The 22366-nt window shown below is 58.5% G+C and carries 28 protein-coding genes and 3 pseudogenes; 13 read left to right on the top strand and 18 right to left on the bottom strand.

Going from position 1 to position 22366, the window contains the following annotated elements; translation table 11 throughout:
- Window positions 1–557 precede the first annotated feature (557 nt).
- The 5 genes and pseudogenes from B5V02_RS24715 to B5V02_RS24690 form a co-directional block, all read right to left on the bottom strand.
- A complete protein-coding gene (locus B5V02_RS24715) occupies window positions 558–1883 on the bottom strand; it encodes an HlyD family type I secretion periplasmic adaptor subunit (RefSeq protein ID WP_111546638.1) in 1326 nt (441 codons plus the stop codon).
- Window positions 1884–1891: 8 nt separating this feature from the next.
- Complete coding sequence (locus tag B5V02_RS24710) at window positions 1892–3646, bottom strand: type I secretion system permease/ATPase (RefSeq protein ID WP_111546637.1); 1755 nt, start codon at window positions 3644–3646, stop codon at window positions 1892–1894.
- A gap of 2196 nt (window positions 3647–5842) precedes the next feature.
- The gene (locus tag B5V02_RS24695; RefSeq protein ID WP_111546635.1) at window positions 5843–6046 is read right to left on the bottom strand and encodes a hypothetical protein; all 204 of its coding nucleotides are present in this window, start codon (window positions 6044–6046) and stop codon (window positions 5843–5845) included.
- 432 nt (window positions 6047–6478) lie between these two features.
- Entirely contained in the window at window positions 6479–6655 is a 177-nt protein-coding gene (locus B5V02_RS40785) for a hypothetical protein (protein WP_167458644.1), read from the bottom strand.
- Between the two features lie 1070 nt (window positions 6656–7725).
- Window positions 7726–7930, bottom strand: a pseudogene (locus tag B5V02_RS24690) (hypothetical protein); the annotation flags it as partial.
- A 30-nt stretch (window positions 7931–7960) separates the two neighbouring features.
- Between B5V02_RS24690 and B5V02_RS24685 the strand changes: the two are divergent.
- Complete coding sequence (locus B5V02_RS24685) at window positions 7961–8152, top strand: hypothetical protein (protein WP_111546634.1); 192 nt, start codon at window positions 7961–7963, stop codon at window positions 8150–8152.
- Between the two features lie 54 nt (window positions 8153–8206).
- On the top strand, window positions 8207–8512 hold the full coding sequence (locus B5V02_RS24680) for a hypothetical protein (RefSeq protein ID WP_111546633.1): 306 nt from the start codon (window positions 8207–8209) through the stop codon (window positions 8510–8512).
- Here B5V02_RS24680 and B5V02_RS40780 read toward each other — a convergent pair.
- Window positions 8509–8682: a hypothetical protein gene (locus tag B5V02_RS40780; RefSeq protein WP_167458643.1), complete on the bottom strand. Its 174-nt coding sequence runs from the start codon at window positions 8680–8682 to the stop codon at window positions 8509–8511. The two genes, B5V02_RS24680 and B5V02_RS40780, sit on opposite strands and share 4 nt — an antisense overlap.
- Window positions 8683–8850: 168 nt before the next feature.
- On the opposite strand from B5V02_RS40780, the gene B5V02_RS24675 reads away from it, so the two are divergent.
- From B5V02_RS24675 to B5V02_RS24665, 3 genes are all read left to right on the top strand, one after another.
- Complete coding sequence (locus B5V02_RS24675) at window positions 8851–9303, top strand: Ros/MucR family transcriptional regulator (protein WP_111546632.1); 453 nt, start codon at window positions 8851–8853, stop codon at window positions 9301–9303.
- Window positions 9300–9590 carry a hypothetical protein gene (locus tag B5V02_RS24670; protein WP_167458642.1) on the top strand — a complete coding sequence of 97 codons (291 nt, stop codon included), beginning with the start codon at window positions 9300–9302 and terminating at the stop codon, window positions 9588–9590. Before B5V02_RS24675 ends, B5V02_RS24670 begins: the two co-directional genes overlap by 4 nt.
- A 143-nt stretch (window positions 9591–9733) precedes the next feature.
- Window positions 9734–9928: a hypothetical protein gene (locus B5V02_RS24665; protein ID WP_111546691.1), complete on the top strand. Its 195-nt coding sequence runs from the start codon at window positions 9734–9736 to the stop codon at window positions 9926–9928.
- A gap of 366 nt (window positions 9929–10294) precedes the next feature.
- On the opposite strand, the gene B5V02_RS24660 is transcribed toward B5V02_RS24665, so the two are convergent.
- Complete coding sequence (locus B5V02_RS24660; protein WP_245446154.1) at window positions 10295–10504, bottom strand: hypothetical protein; 210 nt, start codon at window positions 10502–10504, stop codon at window positions 10295–10297.
- Between the two features lie 175 nt (window positions 10505–10679).
- On the opposite strand from B5V02_RS24660, the gene B5V02_RS24655 reads away from it, so the two are divergent.
- On the top strand, window positions 10680–10961 hold the full coding sequence (locus B5V02_RS24655; protein WP_111546631.1) for a hypothetical protein: 282 nt from the start codon (window positions 10680–10682) through the stop codon (window positions 10959–10961).
- A gap of 132 nt (window positions 10962–11093) precedes the next feature.
- Here B5V02_RS24655 and B5V02_RS24650 read toward each other — a convergent pair whose 3' ends face one another.
- From B5V02_RS24650 to B5V02_RS24610, 8 genes are all read right to left on the bottom strand, one after another.
- Window positions 11094–11315: a hypothetical protein gene (locus B5V02_RS24650; RefSeq protein ID WP_146606144.1), complete on the bottom strand. Its 222-nt coding sequence runs from the start codon at window positions 11313–11315 to the stop codon at window positions 11094–11096.
- A 153-nt stretch (window positions 11316–11468) separates the two neighbouring features.
- The gene (locus B5V02_RS24645) at window positions 11469–11783 is read right to left on the bottom strand and encodes a hypothetical protein (protein ID WP_111546629.1); all 315 of its coding nucleotides are present in this window, start codon (window positions 11781–11783) and stop codon (window positions 11469–11471) included.
- Window positions 11784–12079: 296 nt separating this feature from the next.
- Window positions 12080–12301 carry a hypothetical protein gene (locus B5V02_RS24640; RefSeq protein WP_111542766.1) on the bottom strand — a complete coding sequence of 74 codons (222 nt, stop codon included), beginning with the start codon at window positions 12299–12301 and terminating at the stop codon, window positions 12080–12082.
- Window positions 12302–12574: 273 nt separating this feature from the next.
- Window positions 12575–13372, bottom strand: a complete 798-nt coding sequence (locus B5V02_RS24630) for an ATP-dependent DNA ligase (protein ID WP_245446152.1) — start codon at window positions 13370–13372, stop codon at window positions 12575–12577.
- Window positions 13373–13573: 201 nt separating this feature from the next.
- The gene (locus B5V02_RS24625) at window positions 13574–13948 is read right to left on the bottom strand and encodes a hypothetical protein (RefSeq protein ID WP_111546627.1); all 375 of its coding nucleotides are present in this window, start codon (window positions 13946–13948) and stop codon (window positions 13574–13576) included.
- Window positions 13949–14747: 799 nt separating this feature from the next.
- Entirely contained in the window at window positions 14748–14906 is a 159-nt protein-coding gene (locus B5V02_RS40775; protein WP_208647132.1) for a hypothetical protein, read from the bottom strand.
- A 220-nt stretch (window positions 14907–15126) separates the two neighbouring features.
- Window positions 15127–15435 (bottom strand): DUF1236 domain-containing protein, encoded by a 309-nt coding sequence (locus B5V02_RS24615; protein ID WP_111546625.1) that lies wholly within the window; start codon window positions 15433–15435, stop codon window positions 15127–15129.
- 127 nt (window positions 15436–15562) lie between these two features.
- On the bottom strand, window positions 15563–15817 hold the full coding sequence (locus B5V02_RS24610; protein ID WP_111546690.1) for a hypothetical protein: 255 nt from the start codon (window positions 15815–15817) through the stop codon (window positions 15563–15565).
- A 219-nt stretch (window positions 15818–16036) separates the two neighbouring features.
- Here B5V02_RS24610 and B5V02_RS24605 point away from each other — a divergent pair, with 219 nt between their 5' ends.
- From B5V02_RS24605 to B5V02_RS24590, 3 genes are all read left to right on the top strand, one after another.
- The gene (locus B5V02_RS24605; protein ID WP_208647131.1) at window positions 16037–16285 is read left to right on the top strand and encodes a hypothetical protein; all 249 of its coding nucleotides are present in this window, start codon (window positions 16037–16039) and stop codon (window positions 16283–16285) included.
- 84 nt (window positions 16286–16369) lie between these two features.
- Window positions 16370–16594: a hypothetical protein gene (locus B5V02_RS24600; RefSeq protein ID WP_425374416.1), complete on the top strand. Its 225-nt coding sequence runs from the start codon at window positions 16370–16372 to the stop codon at window positions 16592–16594.
- A gap of 551 nt (window positions 16595–17145) precedes the next feature.
- Window positions 17146–17367, top strand: a complete 222-nt coding sequence (locus B5V02_RS24590) for a hypothetical protein (RefSeq protein WP_111546624.1) — start codon at window positions 17146–17148, stop codon at window positions 17365–17367.
- A gap of 1094 nt (window positions 17368–18461) precedes the next feature.
- Here the strand turns inward: B5V02_RS24590 and B5V02_RS24575 are convergent.
- Both B5V02_RS24575 and B5V02_RS24565 read right to left on the bottom strand, forming a co-directional pair.
- Window positions 18462–18692 (bottom strand): hypothetical protein, encoded by a 231-nt coding sequence (locus B5V02_RS24575; protein ID WP_111546623.1) that lies wholly within the window; start codon window positions 18690–18692, stop codon window positions 18462–18464.
- Window positions 18693–19020: 328 nt separating this feature from the next.
- Window positions 19021–19287 carry a hypothetical protein gene (locus B5V02_RS24565; protein ID WP_111546622.1) on the bottom strand — a complete coding sequence of 89 codons (267 nt, stop codon included), beginning with the start codon at window positions 19285–19287 and terminating at the stop codon, window positions 19021–19023.
- An 878-nt stretch (window positions 19288–20165) separates the two neighbouring features.
- Between B5V02_RS24565 and B5V02_RS41885 the strand changes: the two are divergent.
- Window positions 20166–20348: pseudogene (locus B5V02_RS41885) on the top strand (MerR family transcriptional regulator); the annotation flags it as partial.
- Here B5V02_RS41885 and B5V02_RS42775 read toward each other — a convergent pair.
- Window positions 20310–20483 (bottom strand): MerR family DNA-binding protein, encoded by a 174-nt coding sequence (locus B5V02_RS42775; protein WP_425374413.1) that lies wholly within the window; start codon window positions 20481–20483, stop codon window positions 20310–20312. The pseudogene B5V02_RS41885 and the gene B5V02_RS42775 overlap by 39 nt on opposite strands.
- On the opposite strand from B5V02_RS42775, the gene B5V02_RS41875 reads away from it, so the two are divergent.
- From B5V02_RS41875 to B5V02_RS24545, 3 genes and pseudogenes are all read left to right on the top strand, one after another.
- Window positions 20482–20718, top strand: coding sequence for a hypothetical protein (locus B5V02_RS41875; protein ID WP_245446150.1), 237 nt, complete (start codon window positions 20482–20484; stop codon window positions 20716–20718). The two genes, B5V02_RS42775 and B5V02_RS41875, sit on opposite strands and share 2 nt — an antisense overlap.
- Before the next feature lie 686 nt (window positions 20719–21404).
- Window positions 21405–21593, top strand: a pseudogene (locus tag B5V02_RS24550) (GntR family transcriptional regulator); the annotation flags it as partial.
- A 156-nt stretch (window positions 21594–21749) separates the two neighbouring features.
- Entirely contained in the window at window positions 21750–22361 is a 612-nt protein-coding gene (locus B5V02_RS24545) for a cupin domain-containing protein (protein WP_111546688.1), read from the top strand.
- The last annotated feature ends 5 nt before the right edge of the window (window positions 22362–22366 follow it).

The following is a 22366-nucleotide window of genomic DNA, read 5'->3' as shown; positions in this document are numbered from 1 at the left end:
CGGTCGTAATAGTTCGCCGAGGCCCAGTCAGTGCCGTCAGCCGCCCAGTGGCTATCATTATAGGTGGCGAAATCCTGCTCATACCGCGCGAACGCGCCCCCCAACGAAGACGACTCCGAAACCGAAACGGTCGGACCGACAAGCGAGCTCAGTAAGTCAGACATAAAATACCATCCAAGGTGTGCGGTGAGCCCCCCACCCAGAATGCATCCGCGTTAGCGACTGGCGCATAGAATGCGGCGCAGCCGGGTACACAAAAATGACGTTTCCCCTCCAAAGGCTTGTCTGGGTCGGTGGTTTCTATGAGCAATGGGGCCTCAATCTGGCACTGGCAGGGCAAAAATGCGGCGGGCGGAAAATGCCGCAGGAACAAAGGCTAAGAAAGAACCAGCTGTGGATAAGCACCTCCGAGGTGGAGGCCTGCTCGTGACGCCGACGGCCGGACGGGGAAAGAATCAACGTCCTGTCGGCCGAGTCGGTGTTGTGAATGAAAACAGCGACTGACGATCCTGCGCCATCCATCAAGCGCCATTGATTGGCGAGGTGCAAAGCGGATCCTAATTTTCCCGAAAGGCGCGCTGGAATGAATCCATCAAGGGCTTCGATAAGTATACCAGGAAGGTACGTTCCCCTGTGGAAATGAAGGTCTCGACTGGCATGCCGGGATAGACTTGCTCGGGTTTGACCTGCGGCGGGAGCTTGTCTGCCATTTTGAGACGCACCGTATAATAGGGCTGCCCGGTATTGGGGGTAATGAGGCGGTCTGCGGAGATGTAGAACACCTTGCCGGGAACCTTGGGCGTGGAGCGGGCATCAAGCGCCGTGAACATCATGTTCGCGTCCTGCCCAATTCGAATGGAATCAATGTCCTGCGGTTTGATCTGGGCTTCGACGATCAGGTCGTCGGTGGTCGGCAGGAGCTCCATTGCGACCTCCCCGGCGCGCATGACGCTTCCCTCGGAATTGTAGACGGAGCGCACGATGATACCGTCGACCGGCGCTCGGATCGTGGTTCGCTCGAGCACCGAGCGGGTGGCATTGATCTGCTCCTCCAGATCCGCAACCTGGGCCCGCGCCTTGTTGAGCTCAGCGACCGCGTCCTCGACCCGGCTCGTCGTCAGCCGCTCGATCTGCTGGCGCGCTTCAACGGTCTGAGTCACCGAACTCGCGATCTGAGCCTCCAGCGAGCCGGTTTGGCCGACGAGCTCGGCGACGCTGCGAAGGAGATCTGAATATTCCGACCGTTTGGTGAGTCCCTTTTCCAAAAGTCCCTTCTTCCGGTTGGCTTCTTCGTTGACGATCGCCAGTTGATCTATCGCTGCCTTCTTCTGGGCCTCCAATCCCACGATGGAGTCCTGCAAGGCGGCTACGCGCTGCTTCAGGATTTCCTGTTCTGCGTTATGGCGCGCGAGCCTCGCCTGGAATTCCTTGTTCTGCTCCGTGAACACATCGCTGAACTCCGAGGTGCTCGCGTAGCTTCCAACGCCCTTCGGCAGGACGATTGCCGTCAACCCGTCACGCTCCGCCTCAAGCCGCGCCATCTCGGCTCGTTCAACGATCCATTGCTTGAGCACGCGGTTGAGCTGCGCCTGCGCCAAGGTTGGGTCAAGCTGGATCAGGGCCTGTCCCCGGCGAACCCGGTCGCCTTCCTTGAACCTGATCGTGTGGATGACACCGCCTTCGAGATGCTGGATCATGACGTTCTGACCGGCTGCCGCGACGACGCCCGGCGCAATTGTCGCGCCTGCAAGCGGCGCCATCGCGGCCCACAATCCGAAGGCAAACAGGAATGCGGCGACGGCTGCTCCACCTAGGAATGTGATCTTCTCTGTGCGGATATTGATGTCGTCCTGCCAGCGATAAATTTTTGCCGTGCTCTGCATGGCTCTACTCATGTGCCGACTGCCGCTGCGTCGGAGCGCGTGAAAGGCACCACAGCTTCCCCGCCGCGGGCTTGCGGCGCCATCGGTCGCGGTCCAGCGTGACTATCCTGTGCCAGACGGGCGAGCACGTCCTTCACCGGGCCATAAAGTTCAAGCTGGCCGTCGCGCAACAGCAGTATCCGGTCGCATTTGGCCGCAATGGACGGCCTATGCGTGATGATGAGAACCGTGGTTTTCCGAGAGCGCGCCTGGACGATGGCACGCTCGAGCGCCGCCTCGCCTTCCGCGTCAAGGTTGGCATTTGGCTCGTCGAGGATCAAGAGCCTGGGATCATTGTAGAAGGCGCGAGCAAGCCCGATACGCTGCCGCTCTCCGCCAGAAAGACGCACACCCATGGGTCCGATAATCGTGGAGTAACCGTCCCTCTGGGAAAGCACCATCTGGTGCGCTTGCGCGTGCGCGGCCGCCTGGATCACCTTCTCGTCGGCTGCGTCACGCTCAAAGCGTGCGATGTTCTGAGCAATCGTACCAGGGAAGAGCTCAACCTCCTGCGGCAGATAGCCGATATGGCGGCCCAAGGATTCCGGATCCCAGTTGCGGATGTCGGCGCCGTCGAAACGGACTGCGCCCGAGCGGGGCTGGATAGCGCCAACGAGGAGGCGCGCCAGGGTGGACTTGCCCGCACGGCTCGGCCCGATGATGGCGACGGTCTCGCCCGCGGCGACAGCAAATGAAAGGCGCTTGATTAAAGGCAAGCTGCCCTCGGCCGCGCCCGGCACGTAATATACTAACTGCTCACTTGTCAGCTTGCCCCTCGGGGAGGGCAGCGCCACAGCCTGAAGACGCCTAGGCAGACCAACGAGGCTGGATACTCTTTTCCACGCAATATTGGCTTCCACGATCTGGCGCCAGCTGCCGACTATTTGGTCGAGTGGCTGCAGCGCCCGGGCCGAGATCATTGAGGACGCGAATATCATTCCAGCTGTCATTTGCTCATTCAGCACGAGATAAGCCCCGACTCCGAGAATCGCGATCTGCAGAACCGACCGTGCAGCGCGGGACACTGCGCTATAGAATGTGTTGATCCGGGCGAGCCGATCGGCGGCACGGACCGATCCGGAAAAGCGCTCGCCCCAGAACTCCAGCGCATTGGTCGCCATTCCGAGTGTGCGAATGGTCTCGAAATTTCGCGCGAAAGCTTGCGCGGAGTTCATTGAGTTGGAAAGGTTCTCTCCCGCAGTTTTGCCGTGGCGTGAACTTGCGGCCTGATTGAGCAACGCGAGCACGATCATCAGAACCGCGCCGACGACAGTTACGAGAAATAGCAGGGGGTGAATGAAAAACAAAAGGGCTACGAACAACGGCCCGAAGGGGAGATCGAAAAGGAAGTAGATCGTCCGCGAGGCAATGAAGCTCCGCAACGTGGCGAGATCCCGCAATGCTTGGACGTCGCCGAGCCCCGCGCGCGGGCCGTTCATGGCGGCGAGAAAGGAGGGGCCTCCGTATGCTACATCCAGCCGCGAAGCAAGCCGGCTGGCATATTGTCCACGGACGATCTCGAGCAAACCGAAACAAAACAGCGCCGCGAGCGCCAGAAACGTCATGTAAAGAAGAGTATCCATGTTATTTGCAGGCAGCACTCGGTCATAAACCTGAAGCATGTAGAGCGGCAGGACCAGCAGAAGGATATTCATGACCGCGGAGAACAGACCCATCTCGATCAGAATCCGCGACAATACCGTTCGGTTCAAAGCTGCTGACATGCCTAGTCAAGTCTCCTAGAGATATGCGGGGTCGTCCCGGTGATCTTGTGCGCCACACAACGACATCGGACCATCGGCCGCGGTCGCAGTTAAGCGCAATGCTCCTTAGCCGACTGTTGGAAAGCAGATAGAGGCAAAACGCGCCGAGCACCGGCTTGCGCACATTTGCTCGGCTTCGCGCGAGCCGATGTCCGCCGCAAACGCTCGCGTGCAGATGCGTGTGTTTCTTTGTCCCTCCACCAGCGCCGATGCTGTTGCCCTGATGAGGTCCGCTTCGTGACAGCCGTTTTTGTTGATTCTGTGTCTGAGGAACAGAATCCGAGCCTCGTCGAATTGACGGGAGGTGACAACTGCGGGGTTTCTTCACGGCGCAGGCCAGGCCAGGCCGGAATCGAGAATGTGAGTGTGAGAGCGAAACCTGCTGGAAATCGGGGGATCGCTTGACCGACCAATACTTAAAGAGATGTGCGTTCTGCCATGGCGGCTGCCGAAACAACGCCTATGAAGCCATTGATCGTGATATGCTCGCAGGGATGCCGAGTTTTATCTGGTGCTTAAGCACATCCATGCGGTCGACGGGTTCGCTAGTGCGCTGGCCAGTGACGTGAATGAAATGTTCGAACTTGCCGCGCAGACCTCGGTGGACGCTGGCTGCTCACTGCCGGCCGCACAATCATATGGCATTTGCAGTATGCATAGGAAGGAGGTCCAAACGAGCGCCCTCCCCGTCGTCGCGTTAATCGCGCCGGTGCCAGCATATCGCGCTGCTGAAATCAGGAAGCGATGAAAGCTTTGTGAGGCCCCTAGCGCCTGCAAAGTTGCTCAACTACCTGCACAAGACTGGGAACCGGCCGTCAATTCGGAATGCCGCCGCAGAGTGCAGCGGTGATGCTTGAGCGTGTCGGCAATCTTTCAAAACGTGGGAGTGCGCGTGCGCCCAAATCGAGCGTCAGGACGTTTGGCGGCGTGCCTGGTGCGGTGGCCACCGCGGGCGAGACCCCCAACCTCATGCCTTGGGCAAGCAAGCGCACGCTGAAGTCTGATCAAGCCGGTACGCGCAGACAACCAGGACTTTCACCCGTCGGCAACCGGCCGGCTTCATTTCGGCCTCCTCTTAGCGCGCGAGTCGATTTCGCCCGCCATACGGGAAAGCACCGTTATCGGGACATAGCAACCGCGGCCGCTCGGGATCGGAAATGTCCAGTTGGTCCCAGGGGATTTGGTAAAGCCCATTGCGACGGCGCAACCGGAAGAGATCGAGCACCGTGCCTAGGGAGGCGGAAAGCCGCTCGAGCGCGCGGCGTGAATGCCGACATGGTACTCTGTGATGACGAGATCATTGCCATTTTGTTCGGCACGGATCTCCTCGATCTGTCCGATGCTTTCCGCGCTGGGAGAGCACGCGTCGACCGGCCAGATGTTCGAGGTTGACGGTGGTCATCATCAAGCTCCGGGTTCCGGCCGATGATTTCGTCTTGCAACCAGTCCTGCCAGTCGAAGATTGATGTCTCGTGGACGTCGATATCAAACTGGATATCCACACCGATGTTTTGCACCTTGTTCCAGGCGATGCGGTGCGGCTCGCCGTGGCGTTTGCCGCCCAGCCTTGCCGCAAGCTGTGACCCGACGCGGCTTCACGGCCGACTTTCGAGGCAACCAAGCCATGGAACACTAGCGATCACGAACAGTTTGTGTGCTTGCAGCAGGTGATGGCCCTCCCATCGCCTGCTGAAGATCGGAGGCAACTCTGATCGGGCCCGCGCTCTCCGCCAGAGGCGCGGGCTTTTCCATGTCACGAAGGATCTTGGCTGCGTGCAGCATGGCGGCGAGAGCGGCATTGGGAACTCGGATTGGTTTATGGGCCGCGACCTTTGTCATGGAGGTGGCTCGTCACGAGGATTACAGTTGCACCAGACTCCTGCAACCTTGCGGCGGCGGCCGACGCAGTTTTGAGAGGGGCGAATGGGGAGGCTCCACTTGCTGTCACCACGGCGATTTCTCTAATCCGACAGAAAACCGGATCGATGCGGTCGGATGCCGATTGCTTATCGCAAAGATGGCTGCGGCTCGAGGCGTCACCATAGTGATGGACAGGGACGTCTGATCAATTCACGCGTCGGTGAACGCCGCAGTGCTCCCTAGGCGGCACCGCGCCGCCCAGCGATAGATTGCTGAATCGGGGGCTGGCTGACAGACCTATTGCGCCCTCTGTTTTTTGGCATGCGCGGCAATAGCGCAGAGGAAAGCCAACGCGGCAGCTTCGCATGCCGTCCGCGACGGTCCCTTGGCGAAAAGCACGGCGTCCGCAATTGGGATCGTTAGGCCGTATTTTTGGGCGAAAGAGGTAACCTCGTATGACTGATTTTCAGAATGTTTGGCGATGCCGAAATCGTCATTCATGGACTACTAACCTCCCAGTTTGCGACCTTTTCCTTCTGGCGCTGCATCAAATTAACGCCCGGTGTGTCGCGCGAGTCTAGCGACTGAGGATTGTGTAAAACGATAAAAACTCCGCACCACTACATCTTCTGCTCGAAATGACGGGGGACACTGTGCTAACCACCAAGGAGGATAAGGCAAAGAGCGCTGGCGATGGCCAAGGAGATTGGCGACAAGGTGCATGACGTCGGTGCTGTCCTGATCTATCGTTCATTCTGCGAACGTCGCGCGCAACTTTCGCCCGTGCGAATCCTCGGTTGCCTACGCGCTCCCGTCCGTCTCGCTGTCCTCACTTCCCTTTTTGCCAGCTCCATGAAGACGCGACGCCAGAAACGGAAATCCGCTCTCCCCTCTCGCAACGTGCGCCTCGAAGGCGCAGCAAGCCGCACGGCCTCAGGTCTCCAGCGGTTCGTGCCCAGGCTGATTGTGCCAGATGACCTGCCTCAGATCACGCTGGTCCACCGGCTGGCCGCAAGTCGGACAGGTGTAGATATGGTCGCCAGCATCCTTCGGCCGGTCGCCATGGCGTCGGCCGACGATCGGCGGCCCGAGTTGCGAAAGCTTGGTCATGGGCAATCGAACAGCCCACAGCGGTAAAAGTTCCGGAACTATTTTAGCTCAAACTTATTTAATGGCGGCGGTGGGAGGATGCGTGCATGCGTAGCGACCGTGCGCGGCTGGCCCAGGAAGGGACATAGCTGCGCCGATCTGCAAAAACGTCAGCCAAGAACTATTCCGATCATTAGGCAGGTGAAGGCCGCCGCAAATACCGGTGCGAGCGACCAGCGCGCTTGACTGACACTTCTATCCATCTGATTTCTTCGAACTTTCCGGAGAAACAACATCCGAGGGAATAGGCGTGTTCCGCGCAATGTAATGGATCAGACCATTGCGTTTTTCGATCAGCCTTAAGTTCCACCCCGCCGCCCGCCGACGCCTCATCGGAACGCTGAAAGTTCCTTCGGCGCCCGACGTCAAATACTGTCTGTGGCTAGTGAGAGCTCGCCGGGATTGCGCCACGGCTGCCGCACCGCTCGAACCAATATCTCCGGATTTGCAAATGGCCCGTCGCCAGATTTGATGGGGATCTGAGCGACGGGCCGTGTTGCCTAAGAATGCGGTACTGTAACTACGCCGCAGGATGGATACTGAGGCCGCATGGTGAATTAAGCATTAAAAGCCGACTGGGTGAGACGGCGGCAGGGCATAGGGCACCGAGCCGCGAAGTTGGTCGCCGTGTTAAGGTACGTCGCCTAGCCCCATCCCAACCCGCAGCCGGGCCGCTCCGTCCACAGGCCCGCCGCCCCATTGCGAAGCGACGGGACCTGGCCCAGCCCACATCTGTGGCTCTCTGCCTACGCTATTCTCATATTAGAGATAGCTCAACTAAGACTGAAGTCCCTAGTCGGCTAACCAGCCGCAGGGGCCGCACCGAACATTCCGCTGAACCCGCAACAGAGGCCAGTGCATCGACCATCGCCTCCGGTTCGGCCGGCCAGCAACATGTAGCTCGAAGTATCATCGCTGAGAGCGCGGCGGATGCCATTTATGGCAACCTCCGCGCGAGGGCGCCGGCCCGCAGTCAACTCGAAGGCGGACCCGGTGCCCGCCTTCGACGGTTCGGCCTAGATTCAGCCGCCCATCATCGCCTTCTGTTCATCGGGTTTCATGGCCATCCATGCCGTCTTGAAGTCCGCCTCGGACTTCATGGTCTTCATGCCGGCATCGGTGACGAACGGCGACATCTTTGCCGGATCGTCGAGTGCGGACGTGTTGCCAGCGGCTGCAGCGCCAGCCATCATCGCAAAGCGCCATCGCGCCCATTGTGAGCATCTTGATGTTCAGGGGCAGGCGATTTAGCGCGGGAGGCATGCGATGGATAACGCGATACCAAACGGCAATGTCCACCCTTGCGTTGAAGTGGTCGAAGCCTGCGGCGAATGGTTCGTCCGCGTGGTTGAGGATGGCCAGGAACTATCCCAATCATTCGAGTTGGAATCCTACGCCCTAGCCTTCGCGGAAGGTCTACGGCTTCGCCTGCACCTCGATAACCTCGTGCGGCTGTAGCGCATATATTAGCAATCTCTTGACAACCAGTCTCGCCGCTCCAGAATCCAATGCATGGCGCGGGAAATCAATATCGGTGACAGGGTGGCGATCTTCGCCACTGTGGGCAAGCGCATCGAGGATCGCGTGACCCTGCACATCCTCACGGCCAACAATCCCTATTCGATCGTCGATCCAAAGGCGAAGCCAGGCGACAGGATGAGATTTGAGGGCGATGTCGTCTTTGTCGACGAGGATCTTGGCCGTGTCACCGTGCAGGTGCTCGGGCGCGTCACGGTCGAGACCAGCACGGTCGAACGGGTGAGGAAGTTCCGCCGGCCGAAAGGCACTGTGCCGCTGATCAACGAGCCGACCGGTTAGCTGCCGCCTAAACCGACCTTGGATTTCGCCCACTCTTTCAGAAGACCAAGCCCGAGATCCTTAACGACGCTGAGCTGCAGTCCAGCCAATTCAGCGGCCGAAAATGACTGCTTCATCTGAGTCCAGACGCCTTTGTTTTTCAGGGCGGCAAGAAAGTCGTGGCCTCCCAAGATAGGTCTTTGATGTAAACAAGTGCATTGGGCGCGTTGATCCTTTTTGAAGGCGGCCCCTCGATGAGGCCGGCATCGAGTTCCTGAACCATGGCAGGCCGGGCGTCAGGTTGCGCACTTAAGAGCACCCTAATAAGGCATTGATCAGATAAACGAAGGGGCCAGCATATGACCGACGAAGCCGACCATCGCGCCGCTGAGTTAGCAGAACTAACCGTCGAAATTGTATCGGCATTTGTCAGCAACAACCCAATTCCAGCTGCAAGTCTGCCGGAACTGATTGCCTCGGTTCACCGGGCAATGTCCGGCCTCAGCCAGCCAGTAGCAGGGCTAGCCGAGCCGCAAACACCAGCGGTCAACCCTAAGAGGTCCGTGTTTCCCGACTACATCGTAAGCCTCGAAAACGGCCGCAAATTCAAGACGATGAAACGGCACCTTGGTTTGCTCGGCATGACACCAGTTGAGTACCGCGCCAAGTGGAGCTTGCCGCGTGATTACCCAATGGTCGCGCCGAATTACGCCGCGAAACGATCAGCCCTGGCAAAGGCAAGTGGTTTAGGTCGTAAGGCTGCGCCTGACGTGCCAGCCAAGAAGGCGCCTGCGAAGCGGAAGGCGAAGTGACACGTCTTTCCATCGCCGAAGAGCTTGAGAGCACCGCCGACCGCATCGCCGACATGCCGCGGGCGGATCTGCAAATCATCCTTCGACGCGCTGCCTTGATGCTAAGGAATGTAGCTAGCGTGCCACTGGAGCCGGCGACGGAGGATGCGCTCAACTCCATTGCCGGTGAGATGGGAATTAGCAGGCCAGATCTCATTCAGATCGTGCTGCGGGAGTGGCTGGAAACAAACGCCTATCTGCCGGTCCGGATGATCGATGAGGAAAGCGAGACAGACGGGGGCGCTTAAGCAAAGGCTTCCGCGATTACACGGCGGAATGACTCGCTAACCGATTGTCGGAAGCGTACACTTCCCAAGTCGCCCGCCTCGTACGCCACACGGACGCTTGGAAGCCAACTCAGGTGCTTTCGCCCTATTTAGGGATGAAAACCATGGCTGAAGCAGAACAATCAAATATTGAGCCCGAGGGCGTCGAAGTCATCGAAAACATGGGCGAATGGTTTGTGCGCGTCGTGATCAACGGCAAGGCACATGTCAGCACGTTTGAAGTGGAATCCTACGCCCGCTCGTTTGCAGACGGCCAACGCATTCGCGTAGGGATAACCAGGTTCGTTAAGCGCGGCTAGGCGCCACTCAGCCGGCGGGATGGCCACCGCATACGGCAACCGTTGTTGACAGTCAGCGCCGCTTCTTCACCTTCGGCGTGATCTCTTCGACCCGGACCTTGTCGCCGATCTCCTTGGCGAGAGCGAGGGTCAACCTACACATGGCCGAGCAATGTGATTATTGCGCATTCTCGTCGTATTGTTAAGCTTGGATCACGCGCCCTAGCGCTTCGGTTTTGGCCTGATCTTCTCGACCCTGACGTTGTCGCCGATCGCTTCCGCCATCGCTTGCGCGTCGGCTTCGTCTTTCGAGGTAATCACCGTGCGCCAATTTGGCTTCTCACTTCTCAAACACGCTCACGATGTAGGTCATCCCCGGTTTGTCTGTCATCGCCCGCCCTTGGCCTTGCCATAAGCGTTCGGGCTGGTGTCGGGCGTATAGATCAGCCCGACTTTCTTGCCGCCGCACTTGGCGCATCTCAGCTTCGGAATGAGGTCGTCCGCCATTGCCGGCGCGTCAGGTCCGAACCGATCGCGAAGCTTCACCAGATTGAGCACCTGGTTGTGGTTGCATGGCGGACGGTGGCAGTGCGCCATACGGTCATCTTTGCGTCGATCAGAGATTGGAATGTCCAGCCCTTCGCCATCGATCCGATATAGCGCTCCACACTGAGCCTCACCAGCGTACCCTTTGCGGTGGGCGAAGCTTGCGTTTGCCTGTAACCAGCGCGATGCTTAAGCGTGGGGATACGGAGCGCAACAGGAAGGGACGATGGCGTTCTCTTACATCCACGTCATGGGGGCTTTTGCCGCTGCTATCGCGATCATCATGATAGTTCTCCTGACGGCACCGAACCTGACTGTTGGCACATACCGCCTCAGGATAGGGGTGAAAGGCCTGTGCCGGGCAACTGTCAACTCTTGCTACGTCCTGTTTTTGGTCATGCTCGTCTGGGGTCTCTTCACAAGCAATGAAAGTGTGACGTACTTATCTATGTTGCCGCTGGCGGTCGCACTTCTGACGTCAAAGTTTATGCAGCGCAATGGTCTCTAAGCTCGCCGCCGAGGCGATCGGGGAGGCGCGCCACATAGAGCCCCGCCAGCGCGCGTTCTGTCCGGCCGCTGCCTCGCACGTCCTTGGCGCCCGCCTGTGTTCTAGCCAGGAACACGAAGCAAGCCGGCGCCCTTAATTGTGGTTGTCCAACAAGAGGGCAAGCTTTCTGGCTGCGGCGCTTTCTACAATCATCTCCTCCAGCCACATTTCGCCGACGCGCGATTTGTTGACGCGACGCCTGATTACACGGAGCGCTTCAGATATCGAAACTGCGGTGGTCTTCGCATGATCATCCAGATATCGGCCGACTGCGATCACAGCATCTGCATCAATGTCTAATGGCAATTCTCGCATAGCACCCTCCTGCCAGTATCACCCGAACCTTGCGCCCGAAATTATCGCGCTAAATCAACCAAGAGTCTTGCACCGTCTGAAACCGTACAAATGTTTTAGCATTCTCTAATATTCCACTTGTCGATCGAACCAGCAGATCGAATTGCGTTTTGATCAAGGTCGCGTCGCGCCCCCTCGCTTGGCGCTATCGAAAGTCGGCTTCCAGTCGCGATTGCGCTCCCGCTGTTGGCCCTCGCAGTCAGGAATGACTGTGAAGAACACCGACCGGCGATCACGGCCTGCGGCCTTGCAATCCGAGCAGCCAAAGCGCCCGACCAAATCCCAGTGCATTGAGCCGTGATCCGGGCCGAGCCTGTCGACCAGCGCTTGGATGTCGAGCTTTGTGGATTTGCAGCACATCGGGTGCCCGCAATTGACATACATGGTTTCGCGGGCGGCCAGGGTGTCGGCGAGGGTCTTTTGGGGCATGGCGAACTCCGTTGAAGGGGACGCCGCAACGAGGAATGTATTCCTGAAATCGGTGGCGCCGGCAAGTGCCCTATGAGGCTCCGGAAATTAAAGAAATGCGTCCGCTGCCGGGGAGACAGCGGACTCAAACTAGGGCCAAAGAGGGGCAAGGCCCTTTATGATCCCTATGCGGGGATCGTGCTGATAACACCGGGCTGGTACAAACGTTCCGTCGGCTGAAAAGGCTAGTCGCGAGCCAAAGCCATAGACCGAGTCTTCAATGGCAACGAGCGTTTGAGAGAGTCGATCACAGCGTCTTATTTTGCTGTTCGGTCAAGTAGGACAGCGAGCCCGCGAGACGCGGCCATCTCGATCACAAGTTCCTCGATATCAAGGTCGGTGAGCGCGGTTGTGTGCTCTTTGCGGATTTGCAGCACCGAATCCGCGAGCGAGACCGACGCCAGCTTTGCATGGTCGTCGAGCATCCGGCCAATGGCCAGCACCACGTCGGCATCGATGTTGCGTGGCAGTTCGCGCATCGTCCCCTTCCCCGCAAAAAATATTGCGCAGAAGGAGAAAGTTGACAAGTCGACCTACTCAGACTGGTTTGCGGATCCCAGCTTCGTCGAGTTCCGCTTCCAGTTGGTCGCTTACCCGGCTTGGTCTTGCCGCCGGTGAGAGCCTCGCCATCAAAACCCTGCAGCCACGCGTCGGCGTATTCGTCCCAAGACTGTGGCACGACGCGCTCCTTGCCGTCCTTGCGAGCCTGCGCACCGTACATCCACGCGTATGTGATGCGCTCCTGGTCCTTCTTAGCCACGGCCATCATCTACCTCCCGGAAATCCTGCAATGAGGCATGCCGCAAATCTTCCTCGCCGCGCAAGTGCTTCACGCGACCAATGATGCCCGGCTTGACCCATTGCGTCGCCGGCCGCTTCATGCCCTTCGGCGCGGTGCCTGCGTGATCCTGGACGCGTGTCCAAAGCCGTTCGCGCATCTCTCGGTTCAAGGTGATGAAAGCCGACCCGATATATTTGCCTGTCGCCCTGTCGGCCATCAGTGCAAAAGCCGGCTTGCCCGCCTCACGCTCGACGCCGAGCAGTTCATATTCGTCGATCGCATAGCATTTCGCTTTCAGCCAATTCGTCGACGGGCCGCTGCGGTATTTGCTGTCCCGCCGCTTGGAAACCATGCCCTCGAGTCCGGCCTGGTCGACCAGATGAAAGATGGCCTTGGCTTCGCCCGGCAGGGGCTCACTGAACTGGATACGTCCGCCGGGCTCTAGATCGTGGCCGTTTAGGTGCAGCAGATCGAAGGCGACGAAATAGAGGTCATGCTGCCGGCGTGTAATCGCCTTGCGCAGCTCACCGAAGTCCGACAGGCCGGCGTCATTCAGAACGATGATTTCGCCGTCGACGATGGCGCTTTCGGCGGCCAGGCCCTTGGCCTCCTTCACTAGATCGCGATACTTGGCCGTCCAATCATGGCCGTTGCGCGTGTAGATCCTGGTTCCGGCTTCGTCGATGATGAGCTGCGAGCGATAGCCATCGAATTTGACCTCGTGAATCCAATCGCCACCCTCGGGAGGCTTCTCCACCAAGGTAGGCATCAACGGCGCGACGAACCGGAACATTTTAGACGAATTGAAAGTTCCATCCCGATGACGAAGCCATCTTCCGCAGTGTACGCCTTGGCCAGCCAGATGCCGGTATTGGGTCGACGGACATGCTCATATCGGCCTACCGGAGGCCAAAAAAGCTCAATACCACCGATACGACGACCACCGCTCCAACGAGCCAAATGATATTGTTCATAATCTCTCTCCTGTTGCTTCCGAAAGCTCGCGCCTGGCAGATCCAACTGTTCGGGCCGCTTCTTCTTCGAGTTTCATAAGCTTTTCCCTGATCTCCTCCGGCTCGGCATGCTCCAATCCGACAACGTCTCTGGTTTCGTCTAGTGAAACGATGATCTCATCGAGTTTGGCGTGGATGGCGGCGGTGTCGCGATAGCCTTGTATAAGGACAACACCAGTGATCACGATGGCGGCAACCGACAGGGCATAGGTGACCGCATTTGTCAGACCAAAGGGCACCAGGGCGGTGCACAATACCATGGCTATGAGCATCACGTAGAAACCCGGTGGCCGAGATAGAAAGTCGGCCGCCATGAAAAGGAACCGATTCATATCCTGGCCAAAGTCAACAAGGCGATCAGTGCCGTGATGGCTACGCATATAGGCACTGCTGCAAGTAAGCCTGCCTCTAGGAACCGGCTCTCTTTGTCACGAAACATCAGTTCACCTATTCTCTAAGTTGAAGAACTAGGGTCCGCTCGCCGGCGGCTCGCGAACCCTATCAGCGCAGGAAGGGACGTAGCTGCGCCGATCTGCAAAAGTGTCAGCCAAGAACGATTCCGATCACGAGAAAGGTTACGGCCGTGGCGAACAGCGGTGCGAGCAACCAGCGCGCTTGACTAACACTTCTATCCATCTGATTTCTCCGAACTTTTCCGAGAAACAACATCTGTGAACGTAGGCTGTTCCATGCAACGTCATCAGTAAGACCATTGCGTTTTTCGATCAGACTTAAGTCTTGCCCGCCGCCCGGCCGAAGCCTCAACCCCGGTTGCCCCAAGTTCGGTTTGTAGGAAGCCCAACCGCCTACCCGGCGCCTTACCCCAACAGGCCCCCCGCCCAACGCGCGCCGGCCTTGACGTCGACTATCGCCTGACCAGGCGCCGAGCGCCGCCCGCCAGCGAAGGTTGATGCAGGGTGATGGTCATGGTCCAATCACCGCCGAAGGCATCGCCGAGAATGGCGGCGCTGGGGTAAGGCTGGGGAAGAAATAGACGCAAAGCGGGCGTTTGCCACCGGCTTATATTAGGAGCACATTATAGACGGGGCCTGGGGGATTCACCCGTCTCTCCGGTCCAAGGGCCCGGCGTCTCGGAGTTCCCAAACCCAAAGGTGTCGGGCCCGCCTCCGCTTATTTCGGCTTCGGCGTGATTGTCTCCACCCGCACCTTGTCCCCGATCTCTTTTGCCATATCGAAAGCCGCCTGCTTGTCCTTGGTGGTGATGACGGTGCGCCAGTGCGGCTTCACGAACACGCTCACCACGTAGGTTGTGACGGGCTTTTCAGACATCGCTAAAGTATAGCCTTTGCGCGCGACTGATACGATGGCCGGTGCGGCCTTGGGGCTATCTTGGGGATGCGAAAGCCGCACCGGTCACACTGCGGGAAGGGGTTGTGTTCCCCGCGCTGCCAAAACTATGGGCATATTAGCAACTGCGCAACTAAGCCTATTGGCTGGACCAAGACTGAAGTCCCAACCCAGCCATAGGGATGAAATGGCGGTGCCGGCGTCACTCGATGATCTGCACGACCTTGCGTGTATCCGGATCCACGAGAACTGCATGATCTCCGACAACGGTATACTTGTATTTGACGTCGGGCACGTCGATTGCGTGAAGCTCGACCGTGTCCGGAAGCGCGGTGCCGACGTTGAGTTCGACCCCAAGCAGGCTGACGGATGCGAGCTTCTGCTTGTGGATGTATTCGCGAACTACGGTCTGCTGTTCCGGCTTGAGGATCACGACGTTTTCCGCGAGGGAAGCGCCGATTCCAGCGACAAGCACGAGGCCTGCGGCTGCACTGACAAGATACTTTTTCATGACAAATCTTTCTTTGTTGTGTTCACGACAAATCTTTCTTTGTTGTGTCAAATTGGCAGTTAGGTTACTGACGTGAACTAACTCTATCTCTCATATATTGTTCCATAGCCCTGCATTATTACATTCATCAGCCACCGTTAGCAGGTGCTGCTGGAGCAGGTGCGGCCGGCTTCGCCGGGGCAGGCGCGGCCGGAGCTTCACCCTTGGGTGCTTCAACCTTGGGTGCTTCAACCTTTACGTTGATGTCCTGTCCGCCGCCGCCATGGATGTTGATGACGCCGGTGAATATCAGCAAAACCACGATTGCGATGATACCGAGAACAATGGCGACCGCAGTGCCGCCGCCACCTCCCGAGTTAACAACAGTTGGGCCGTCAGCCATGATTTTCCTCTCCTTTTTCGAATAATCACGGGTCACCAACGAGCCCCGCTGCATTGCGTTCCGCCGCGAGGCTAAGGTCTGGGCCGTGGTCCGACTGAAGTCCTATGGAGCAACCGATGCCTGGCCGGCACGTTAGGACCGAGCCGCCGAGCACGAGCCCTTTCGTCAGCGGCCACGCCATTCTTTGACGGCGTGAGATAGTGAGAAGCGAGGCATGCAGTGACCTTTGTCCAGAGCCCCAGTACACATGACGACCCGGGCCATGCCCCGGAAAATGCCGCAAATGACAACGATGCTCGTACCCCGGGAGCCCTTTCGGTCCTGGACCTCGTCTATTTGACCGACGACGACAAAATCGCTGACCTTGTCAGGCGGACCGAGCGCCTCGCCATTGCGGTTGTTGTAGGAATGGCGATCTGCCTGATCTTTGTCCCGGCGATCTGTGTTGCCCTGACCTATGGGATATAGGGCGTTCTAGTTCACGCTATCGGCTCGACCAGTCCTGCGGCTGAAACCCGTCACCCCTTGTGGCGACCATCTCAAATGAAACGGATGACCATCCCGATGTTTAGGCCTGAACCTCAAAAATCCCATGCCTCCCATGCCTTGGTAGCGCGCCTTGCTGACCTGAAGATCAAACTGCAGGAAGCCCATATAACCGATGGCGAAATCAAGACGTTCCAGAAGGTCGCTGCCGTCATGGAGGACAGCCAGGGCCGCATCGATGGGGACGACCTGATTGCAGCATCGTTCCTCGCCGACCCGCCGCTCGACTAGCAAGCCTGAGTCGTGGCCGATACGCGTATAGATCCTGGCGCCGTCCTCGTCGATGATGAGCTGTGAGCGGTTCTGTCGCCTTCGGGAGGCTTCTCCACCAAGGTCGGCATCAAAGGCGGGATAAACTCTTAGGCAAATTGAATGTTTGATGGTGATGACAAAGCTGAGCGAACTCGGCCCGCCCATTCCCGGCCAGCGCCATAGTGGCGAACCGGATGATGCGCGGGAGAATTTCTATCCTGCCCAACCTGCGGCCAGTTGGTTGATATGCGGGACCTTCGGCAAATCATTTAGCATGAAATCCCCGGCACAAACCGCTCGATCTCGGGCCGTGAACGCAAAAGCCCGCCACGGAGGAGCCGTGACGCGCCTTCTGAAAGCTGATCGATCTTCGAGCCTGCGAGGGAGCGCTTGGCTCAGGGTTGGTTGCATGAGGTCAAGTGACGGCTACCGCAAGTCATATGGCACGATCAGCCAGGGCACGAACGCTTGAACTGGACGCGTGAAGCCGTCGTGTTAAGCTCCGATGGCACGATACAGGAGGCCTTCGAATGCCGACCGATAGCGGAGCCTTTCCGGCGTTGACCGTGGCAGAACTCGCTGATCCGGAACGAGCCATTTCCGCCGCGATCGAACTTTACGGGGACCAAGCGAAGACGGCTTTGGCTTGCTTCGCGTTGGAGGCGCACTTTGCTGGACGGAAGGCCGATTACCGGTTCTGGTGTGGCGTCTTCAAGAAACTGGATGCGGCAAAAACAGAAGCCCGCCACTGAGGAAGCAGTGACGGGCCCCCGAAAGATGTCGAAACAACTTTCGTGCACCCGCGTCACACAGATGCGTAGCCAAAACGGGCCGAATAACAAACCGTTCCAACTGGCACAAAAAAGCCCGCCACCGTGAGGCAGCGGGCCAGGGTCATGGAGTGCGCTGGGATCAACCAGCATAGTCAACGAGCGGCGGAGGGCTTGGTTGCCACTAGCAATGCCGAAATCGTGTCAGGTCTCCCCATGGAAAGTCCTTCGCGTCAAAACCATCATGTGAGATGATCCCGCATCAGCCGTGTTTGAGGGACGGCAAAAATGCCACTGCAGCGTTATAGCGGAGTGTTCGAGCCCGCTGATCTGGACTTGCTCCAGCGGGTGTTCGACCAACTATGTAACGAGCGCCGTCTAGCCCCAAAAGACAAGGAACAGAGGGAAGAACTCGCAGAGGAAATCGTCGGCGTTTTCCGGAATGGGATCACCGACGAAGCGGACCTACTGCATGCGCTTTCTAAGCGCCGCAGGGCCCAGCGTGGGCACGTTGTCGGCAAGCCATGACTCCGGCTCATCCGAATTGAGGGACGTGCCTTTTTAGCCAAATTACCAATGAGGCGAGAACGGCCTATAATCTTGCCAGCCGGCACCCGTTTGCCGGTTAGGCCCGGTGGTCAAAAACCCAAGCCCCCCGCCCTTGGCCGCTGGGCCGCTAGTAGCCTCGCCAGCGCGCGTTTCGGCCGGCCGTGCCTGCGCCTGCGCCACGGCCGGGCCACTCGACTTGATCACCCGCCTCGCAGCACGCGCCAGATGTCCGACCAGTATGCCGTGATGAGCGATGCCAACGCAGCCGCCTGCCATGCCGGTGACGCCCAAGGTCGCCGAGCCCCATGAGCTTCCACCTGGTAACCTCGGCGGTGACCGCCTTCACGCCCGTGACGATCCTGTTCACGAGCCGCTGGAACTGGACGCCTGAAACGCACCAGCAGGTGCCTGGAGGGACCAGGCTTCCCCAGAACTCTGCCACCGCTTCAATGTTCCGCCATTCTGGCCCGAGAGCCACCAGCCGGAGCGACGCGGGGATCGCCACCCGCATGAAGGGGAAGTTGTACCTATCCAGCAAGCGGCGGACCTGGTGTGATCGTCGTCTCCTGGGTTCTTTCGCTGATAGATATGATCCCGTGCTTGAAGAAGACCGTGTTGGTCTCGCGGCCGGGAGCGCCCGCCTCTGCCGAAACGACCAAGAGCTCGAAGTGACCTTTGGAACCGAGCTGATCCACAAGGCCTGCCAACCGAACGTTTTCGCTCTGGCCGCGATGCTGTTTTCCGTCAATCGTGGTCACAATAAATCCAGTCACACACCACCCATTAGGCTTCAATCAGTTAGCGAAGTCACAGTCTCGACTGACGGTCCGGATCGCGGAGTCTTGCTCTCTTCGGCTATCACCAGCAGCGCCTCGAGGGTCACCGCAATGCCCGACATCAGCGCGGAAATATCGGTGTTGCCGCCGGGCAATGCGAGTTCTGCCGCCGTGGTTGCATGCTGTCGCTGAGTTCCTTCAATTTTATGCGCAGATCGTCGTCCATGACATTCCTCCGGTTGGCTGGAGGCCTAACGCTGCGATTGGCGACCAGTTCCTTCTGTCCGAAGAGCCAGCCTGACGGGCGCCCCTATGGCTGAAGCAGGGCAGCACCATATTGCGCCCACAACTGCTCGCAGTCTTTTGCTCTCAGGCTTGGCGTGCCCCATTCGCCATAGAAGACCATCGCAGCGTGGACGTCATATCCAAGCACCGACGCATTGGCGACGAACTGAATGGCGTTCCCGAGGCGAGTGGCGCCGAGCTTGGCTTCCGTCTTGTTGGTGAGATCAAGCACCCCAAGAATTACCGCGTCGCTATTCCTGGCAGCCAACACCGCGCCTACAGTCGCAAGCATATCAGCCTCCGCTAATATATTAACCTCGCAAGAGCGGACTTTGTTCCTCACCAAAAGTAGCCGACCTGCATGCGCAGACCGCAAGGGAGGCCCGATGCCGGGCAAGTAGCATCCCTCGCCACCCCCGCATAAAGGGTAAGTTGCACCCCGCGCCGACCCGGAAGAAATTCTACTTGTCTTCCGCTTTATCGAGCAGTTCGGCCAGATCGCGCACCAGTTCCTTCCATGCCTTTCCGACCCCAGCAAGCATCACGGCGCTGACGAAGGAGGAGCATCGCCACCACCGAACCCCATCCGACCGCTGCCAGCGATCTGCCGACACTGACGCGGCCGCATGCCGAGGTCTGCCAGTTCAGCGAGGTCAAGGTCGGACTTAAGGAATGGCAACCTTCCCGCCTTGCGTTTTTGGAACACTGCATCGCAGTGACCGTTTAGGAGATTGAAAGCACCGAGGCAGAGCTATCATGGACTATCCCGATCCAAACAACCCCGAGCCGACGCCCGATAATCCCAATCCAGAGCCGGCTCGGCCGCCGATTCCGCCAGAGACGCCGCCGGATATGCCACCCGGCGTGCCTCCGCCTTCACCTGATCCCATCCCGCAGCCTGGGAAGACACCTCCCGAGATTCCACCGGAGGCGCCGCCTGAGTTTCCGACCGAACCAAGCTACCCCGGTCCCACGGCGCGGCTTTCATTGCTATGCCCGGTGTGGCTGTGCGCTGCCGCCAGGGCTTGCCCATCGGCGAGCAGATCGTTAGCCACCCGTCCCCGAAAGCTGGTTTTGTCTGCTCGATTACGGCCGTGGCCGGATTATCGCCTCGGCTTGACCTTCCAGTAGATGGAAGGATTAACTTCACGGCAGAAGGAGATTTCAGCTTTGAACATCGGCATCGCATCCGAGCGATCAGGCCTGCCGTCGAAGATGATCCGCTACTACGAGGATATCGGCCTGCTGCGCCCGACGCGCACTGACAATGGCTATCGCGACTATTCGGTCGCCGACATCCATCGGCTGCGGTTTCTACAGCGCTCGCGAAGCCGGGGGTTTTCGGTTGAGGACGAGTTCGGCGATTTTCCTATCGATTTCCGCCAACTTGGCTTCTGCGATCGCCTTGACATCGGCACTGTCGCGGTCCCTGTCGTGATAGAACGACAAAAGCTGCCGGCACCATGACGAGCATCGGGAGGATGCCATGAAAGCCATGAATCGCAGGTCTGCAATTGCCTTCGGTCTGACAACCGTTGCGGCATCGCCTTTGTTCACCCTGGCCGCTTCCGCAAAAACCAAGAAGTACGACCCGAAGGAAGGCAAGGAGATTGCGCCCGGCGTCAGAGTGGTTGAGGTCGGCACCGGCACCTCCGACATTCCCGCCTATAAGAGCATCTCGAGTGTCGACGTGGTCTTTCAGCCAACGCGCCTCAAACCGTGATGGACAACGACATGGTTTGCACCATTACTTCCGGCGCATTCACCATCAAGAAGGCAGACAAGGAATTCAAGCTAAAGGAAGGTGACGTATACACCTGCTCCAAGGGCAAGACCGGACGAACACAAGCAAGGAGGTCGGCGTGCACCGCCTCGCCGTCCTGATACCAGCTTAGGAGATTGATACGGCCAGGGGGTTGGTTGCCGCCTAGCGGTAGCTTGAATCAAAGACTTGACGGAGCACTATGAATCTCGGGTTTAGCGACTGGGCAGGAACTCAGTCGTTCTTTCCGCAGCAAGTTCGCAGTCCTTCGGAGCACAAGCAGCCTAGAATGAGTGCTTCGATCAAGTTTGCACCACAGCGGATCCAGACTTCCCACCTCCTTCATAAGCGCGCGCATTTCGACTGGAGGCGCAAGACAGAAAGTTCGAAAAGCTTCTAAGAACCCCAGCCAGTTTCATTTTTCTAAACAATATCAATGACTTACATGGATTTCAATTTCCTGATGTAGGGCATTCTAGGTCACCTTTATAGGTGCTTTTGAGCCTGCCGTTTCGTTCTTAAGCTCCCGCTCGAGTTCTCGATTCCTTCTGTTCGATCCGAAGGCATTGCCTGCGATGCCACCAATCATCGCGCCGATGAAAGTAATCACGGATGTCCAGACCGCAACTGCGGTTCCTAGTAGCGCCACCGTTCAGAGTCTTGCCGACGCCTTCGGCGTCAGCCCGATGCCGGTAAGGGAGGCGCTGCGCCGCCTGACGGCGGCAAACGCGCTGACTGTGGTTTCAGGGCGGTCCATCGGCATTCCGGCTCTCAGCCGCGAGCGGCTCACCGATTTGCGCAATGTGCGTTTTGAAATAGAGGCCATGATTGCGAGCGAGCGGTAAGACTGAATTTCTTGCGGTGTCCGCGTTATCGGGCTGGCGGCCACGTCTGCAGTGTCGATATTGACAGATCACCACTTGCAAATCGGCCGCCGCTGTCTTTTGCTCGCGCGACAGTTGTTCCTTGACTGTTGAATGGTTGGCGAACGGATGAACAAAATCGATCGGCGACGGCCAGAGTCCGAAATGGACGCCACCGTAAATGCCGCGCGGCTTGGAACGCGGTTGCGCCTCGCCCGCCAGACACGTGGCATGACGCTAAAGACGCTGGCCACTGCTGCGAAATGCTCCGAAAGCCTTTTGTCCAAAATCGAGAACGGCAAGGCTTCGCCGTCCCTACCTATGCTCCACCGCCTGGTCGAAGTTTTGGGCACCAATATCGGCTGGATGTTCGAGGAGGTCGACGACGACGAGGCGATCGTGTTCCGTGCAGGCGCGCGGCCATTGATCACGCTCGACGCCTTGAGACGCGGGGAAGGCATTTCGCTCGAGCGCGTTATTCCGTATTCGTCCGGCCACCTGCTGCAGTGCAATATCCATCATATCGAGACAGACGGAGAGAGCGAGGGTCCCATCCAGCATGTCGGCGAGGAAGTTGGCTATGTGCTCGCTGGCCGGATCGAGTTGATCGTCGACGGCAAAAGCCATGATCTCGCCACTGGCGACGCGTTCGTGTTCAGGTCGGAGCTGCCGCATCACTACCGCAACATCGGCGGGAAGCGAGCTAGCATTTTCTGGGTCAACACGCCGGCGACTTTCTGATCGAC

Origin of the sequence: Mesorhizobium kowhaii, assembly GCF_003253745.1 — a bacterium.
GTDB lineage: Bacteria > Pseudomonadota > Alphaproteobacteria > Rhizobiales > Rhizobiaceae > Mesorhizobium > Mesorhizobium kowhaii.
The sequence above is the reverse complement of the archived record's forward strand: the minus strand, read 5'-3'. Positions and strand labels throughout refer to the sequence as shown.

Coding starts and splice junctions, on each gene's coding strand:
- B5V02_RS24685 (WP_111546634.1), top strand. CDS start 7,961: ATGGATAACGCGATACCAAACGGCAATGTCCACCCTTGCGTTGAAGTG.
- B5V02_RS24590 (WP_111546624.1), top strand. CDS start 17,146: ATGCCGACCGATAGCGGAGCCTTTCCGGCGTTGACCGTGGCAGAACTC.
- B5V02_RS24675 (WP_111546632.1), top strand. CDS start 8,851: ATGACCGACGAAGCCGACCATCGCGCCGCTGAGTTAGCAGAACTAACC.
- B5V02_RS40785 (WP_167458644.1), bottom strand. CDS start 6,655: ATGACCAAGCTTTCGCAACTCGGGCCGCCGATCGTCGGCCGACGCCAT.
- B5V02_RS24710 (WP_111546637.1), bottom strand. CDS start 3,646: ATGTCAGCAGCTTTGAACCGAACGGTATTGTCGCGGATTCTGATCGAG.
- B5V02_RS24640 (WP_111542766.1), bottom strand. CDS start 12,301: ATGCGCGAACTGCCACGCAACATCGATGCCGACGTGGTGCTGGCCATT.
- B5V02_RS24650 (WP_146606144.1), bottom strand. CDS start 11,315: ATGCGAGAATTGCCATTAGACATTGATGCAGATGCTGTGATCGCAGTC.
- B5V02_RS24610 (WP_111546690.1), bottom strand. CDS start 15,817: ATGGCTGACGGCCCAACTGTTGTTAACTCGGGAGGTGGCGGCGGCACT.
- B5V02_RS42775 (WP_425374413.1), bottom strand. CDS start 20,483: ATGGCATCCTCCCGATGCTCGTCATGGTGCCGGCAGCTTTTGTCGTTC.
- B5V02_RS24625 (WP_111546627.1), bottom strand. CDS start 13,948: ATGAATCGGTTCCTTTTCATGGCGGCCGACTTTCTATCTCGGCCACCG.
- B5V02_RS24655 (WP_111546631.1), top strand. CDS start 10,680: ATGGCGTTCTCTTACATCCACGTCATGGGGGCTTTTGCCGCTGCTATC.
- B5V02_RS24645 (WP_111546629.1), bottom strand. CDS start 11,783: ATGCCCCAAAAGACCCTCGCCGACACCCTGGCCGCCCGCGAAACCATG.
- B5V02_RS24695 (WP_111546635.1), bottom strand. CDS start 6,046: ATGAATGACGATTTCGGCATCGCCAAACATTCTGAAAATCAGTCATAC.
- B5V02_RS24660 (WP_245446154.1), bottom strand. CDS start 10,504: ATGGCGCACTGCCACCGTCCGCCATGCAACCACAACCAGGTGCTCAAT.
- B5V02_RS24630 (WP_245446152.1), bottom strand. CDS start 13,372: ATGCCTACCTTGGTGGAGAAGCCTCCCGAGGGTGGCGATTGGATTCAC.
- B5V02_RS24665 (WP_111546691.1), top strand. CDS start 9,734: ATGGCTGAAGCAGAACAATCAAATATTGAGCCCGAGGGCGTCGAAGTC.
- B5V02_RS24565 (WP_111546622.1), bottom strand. CDS start 19,287: ATGCTTGCGACTGTAGGCGCGGTGTTGGCTGCCAGGAATAGCGACGCG.
- B5V02_RS24600 (WP_425374416.1), top strand. CDS start 16,370: ATGACCATCCCGATGTTTAGGCCTGAACCTCAAAAATCCCATGCCTCC.
- B5V02_RS24680 (WP_111546633.1), top strand. CDS start 8,207: ATGGCGCGGGAAATCAATATCGGTGACAGGGTGGCGATCTTCGCCACT.
- B5V02_RS24615 (WP_111546625.1), bottom strand. CDS start 15,435: ATGAAAAAGTATCTTGTCAGTGCAGCCGCAGGCCTCGTGCTTGTCGCT.
- B5V02_RS24545 (WP_111546688.1), top strand. CDS start 21,750: ATGAACAAAATCGATCGGCGACGGCCAGAGTCCGAAATGGACGCCACC.
- B5V02_RS24715 (WP_111546638.1), bottom strand. CDS start 1,883: ATGCAGAGCACGGCAAAAATTTATCGCTGGCAGGACGACATCAATATC.
- B5V02_RS41875 (WP_245446150.1), top strand. CDS start 20,482: ATGAAAGCCATGAATCGCAGGTCTGCAATTGCCTTCGGTCTGACAACC.
- B5V02_RS40775 (WP_208647132.1), bottom strand. CDS start 14,906: ATGTCTGAAAAGCCCGTCACAACCTACGTGGTGAGCGTGTTCGTGAAG.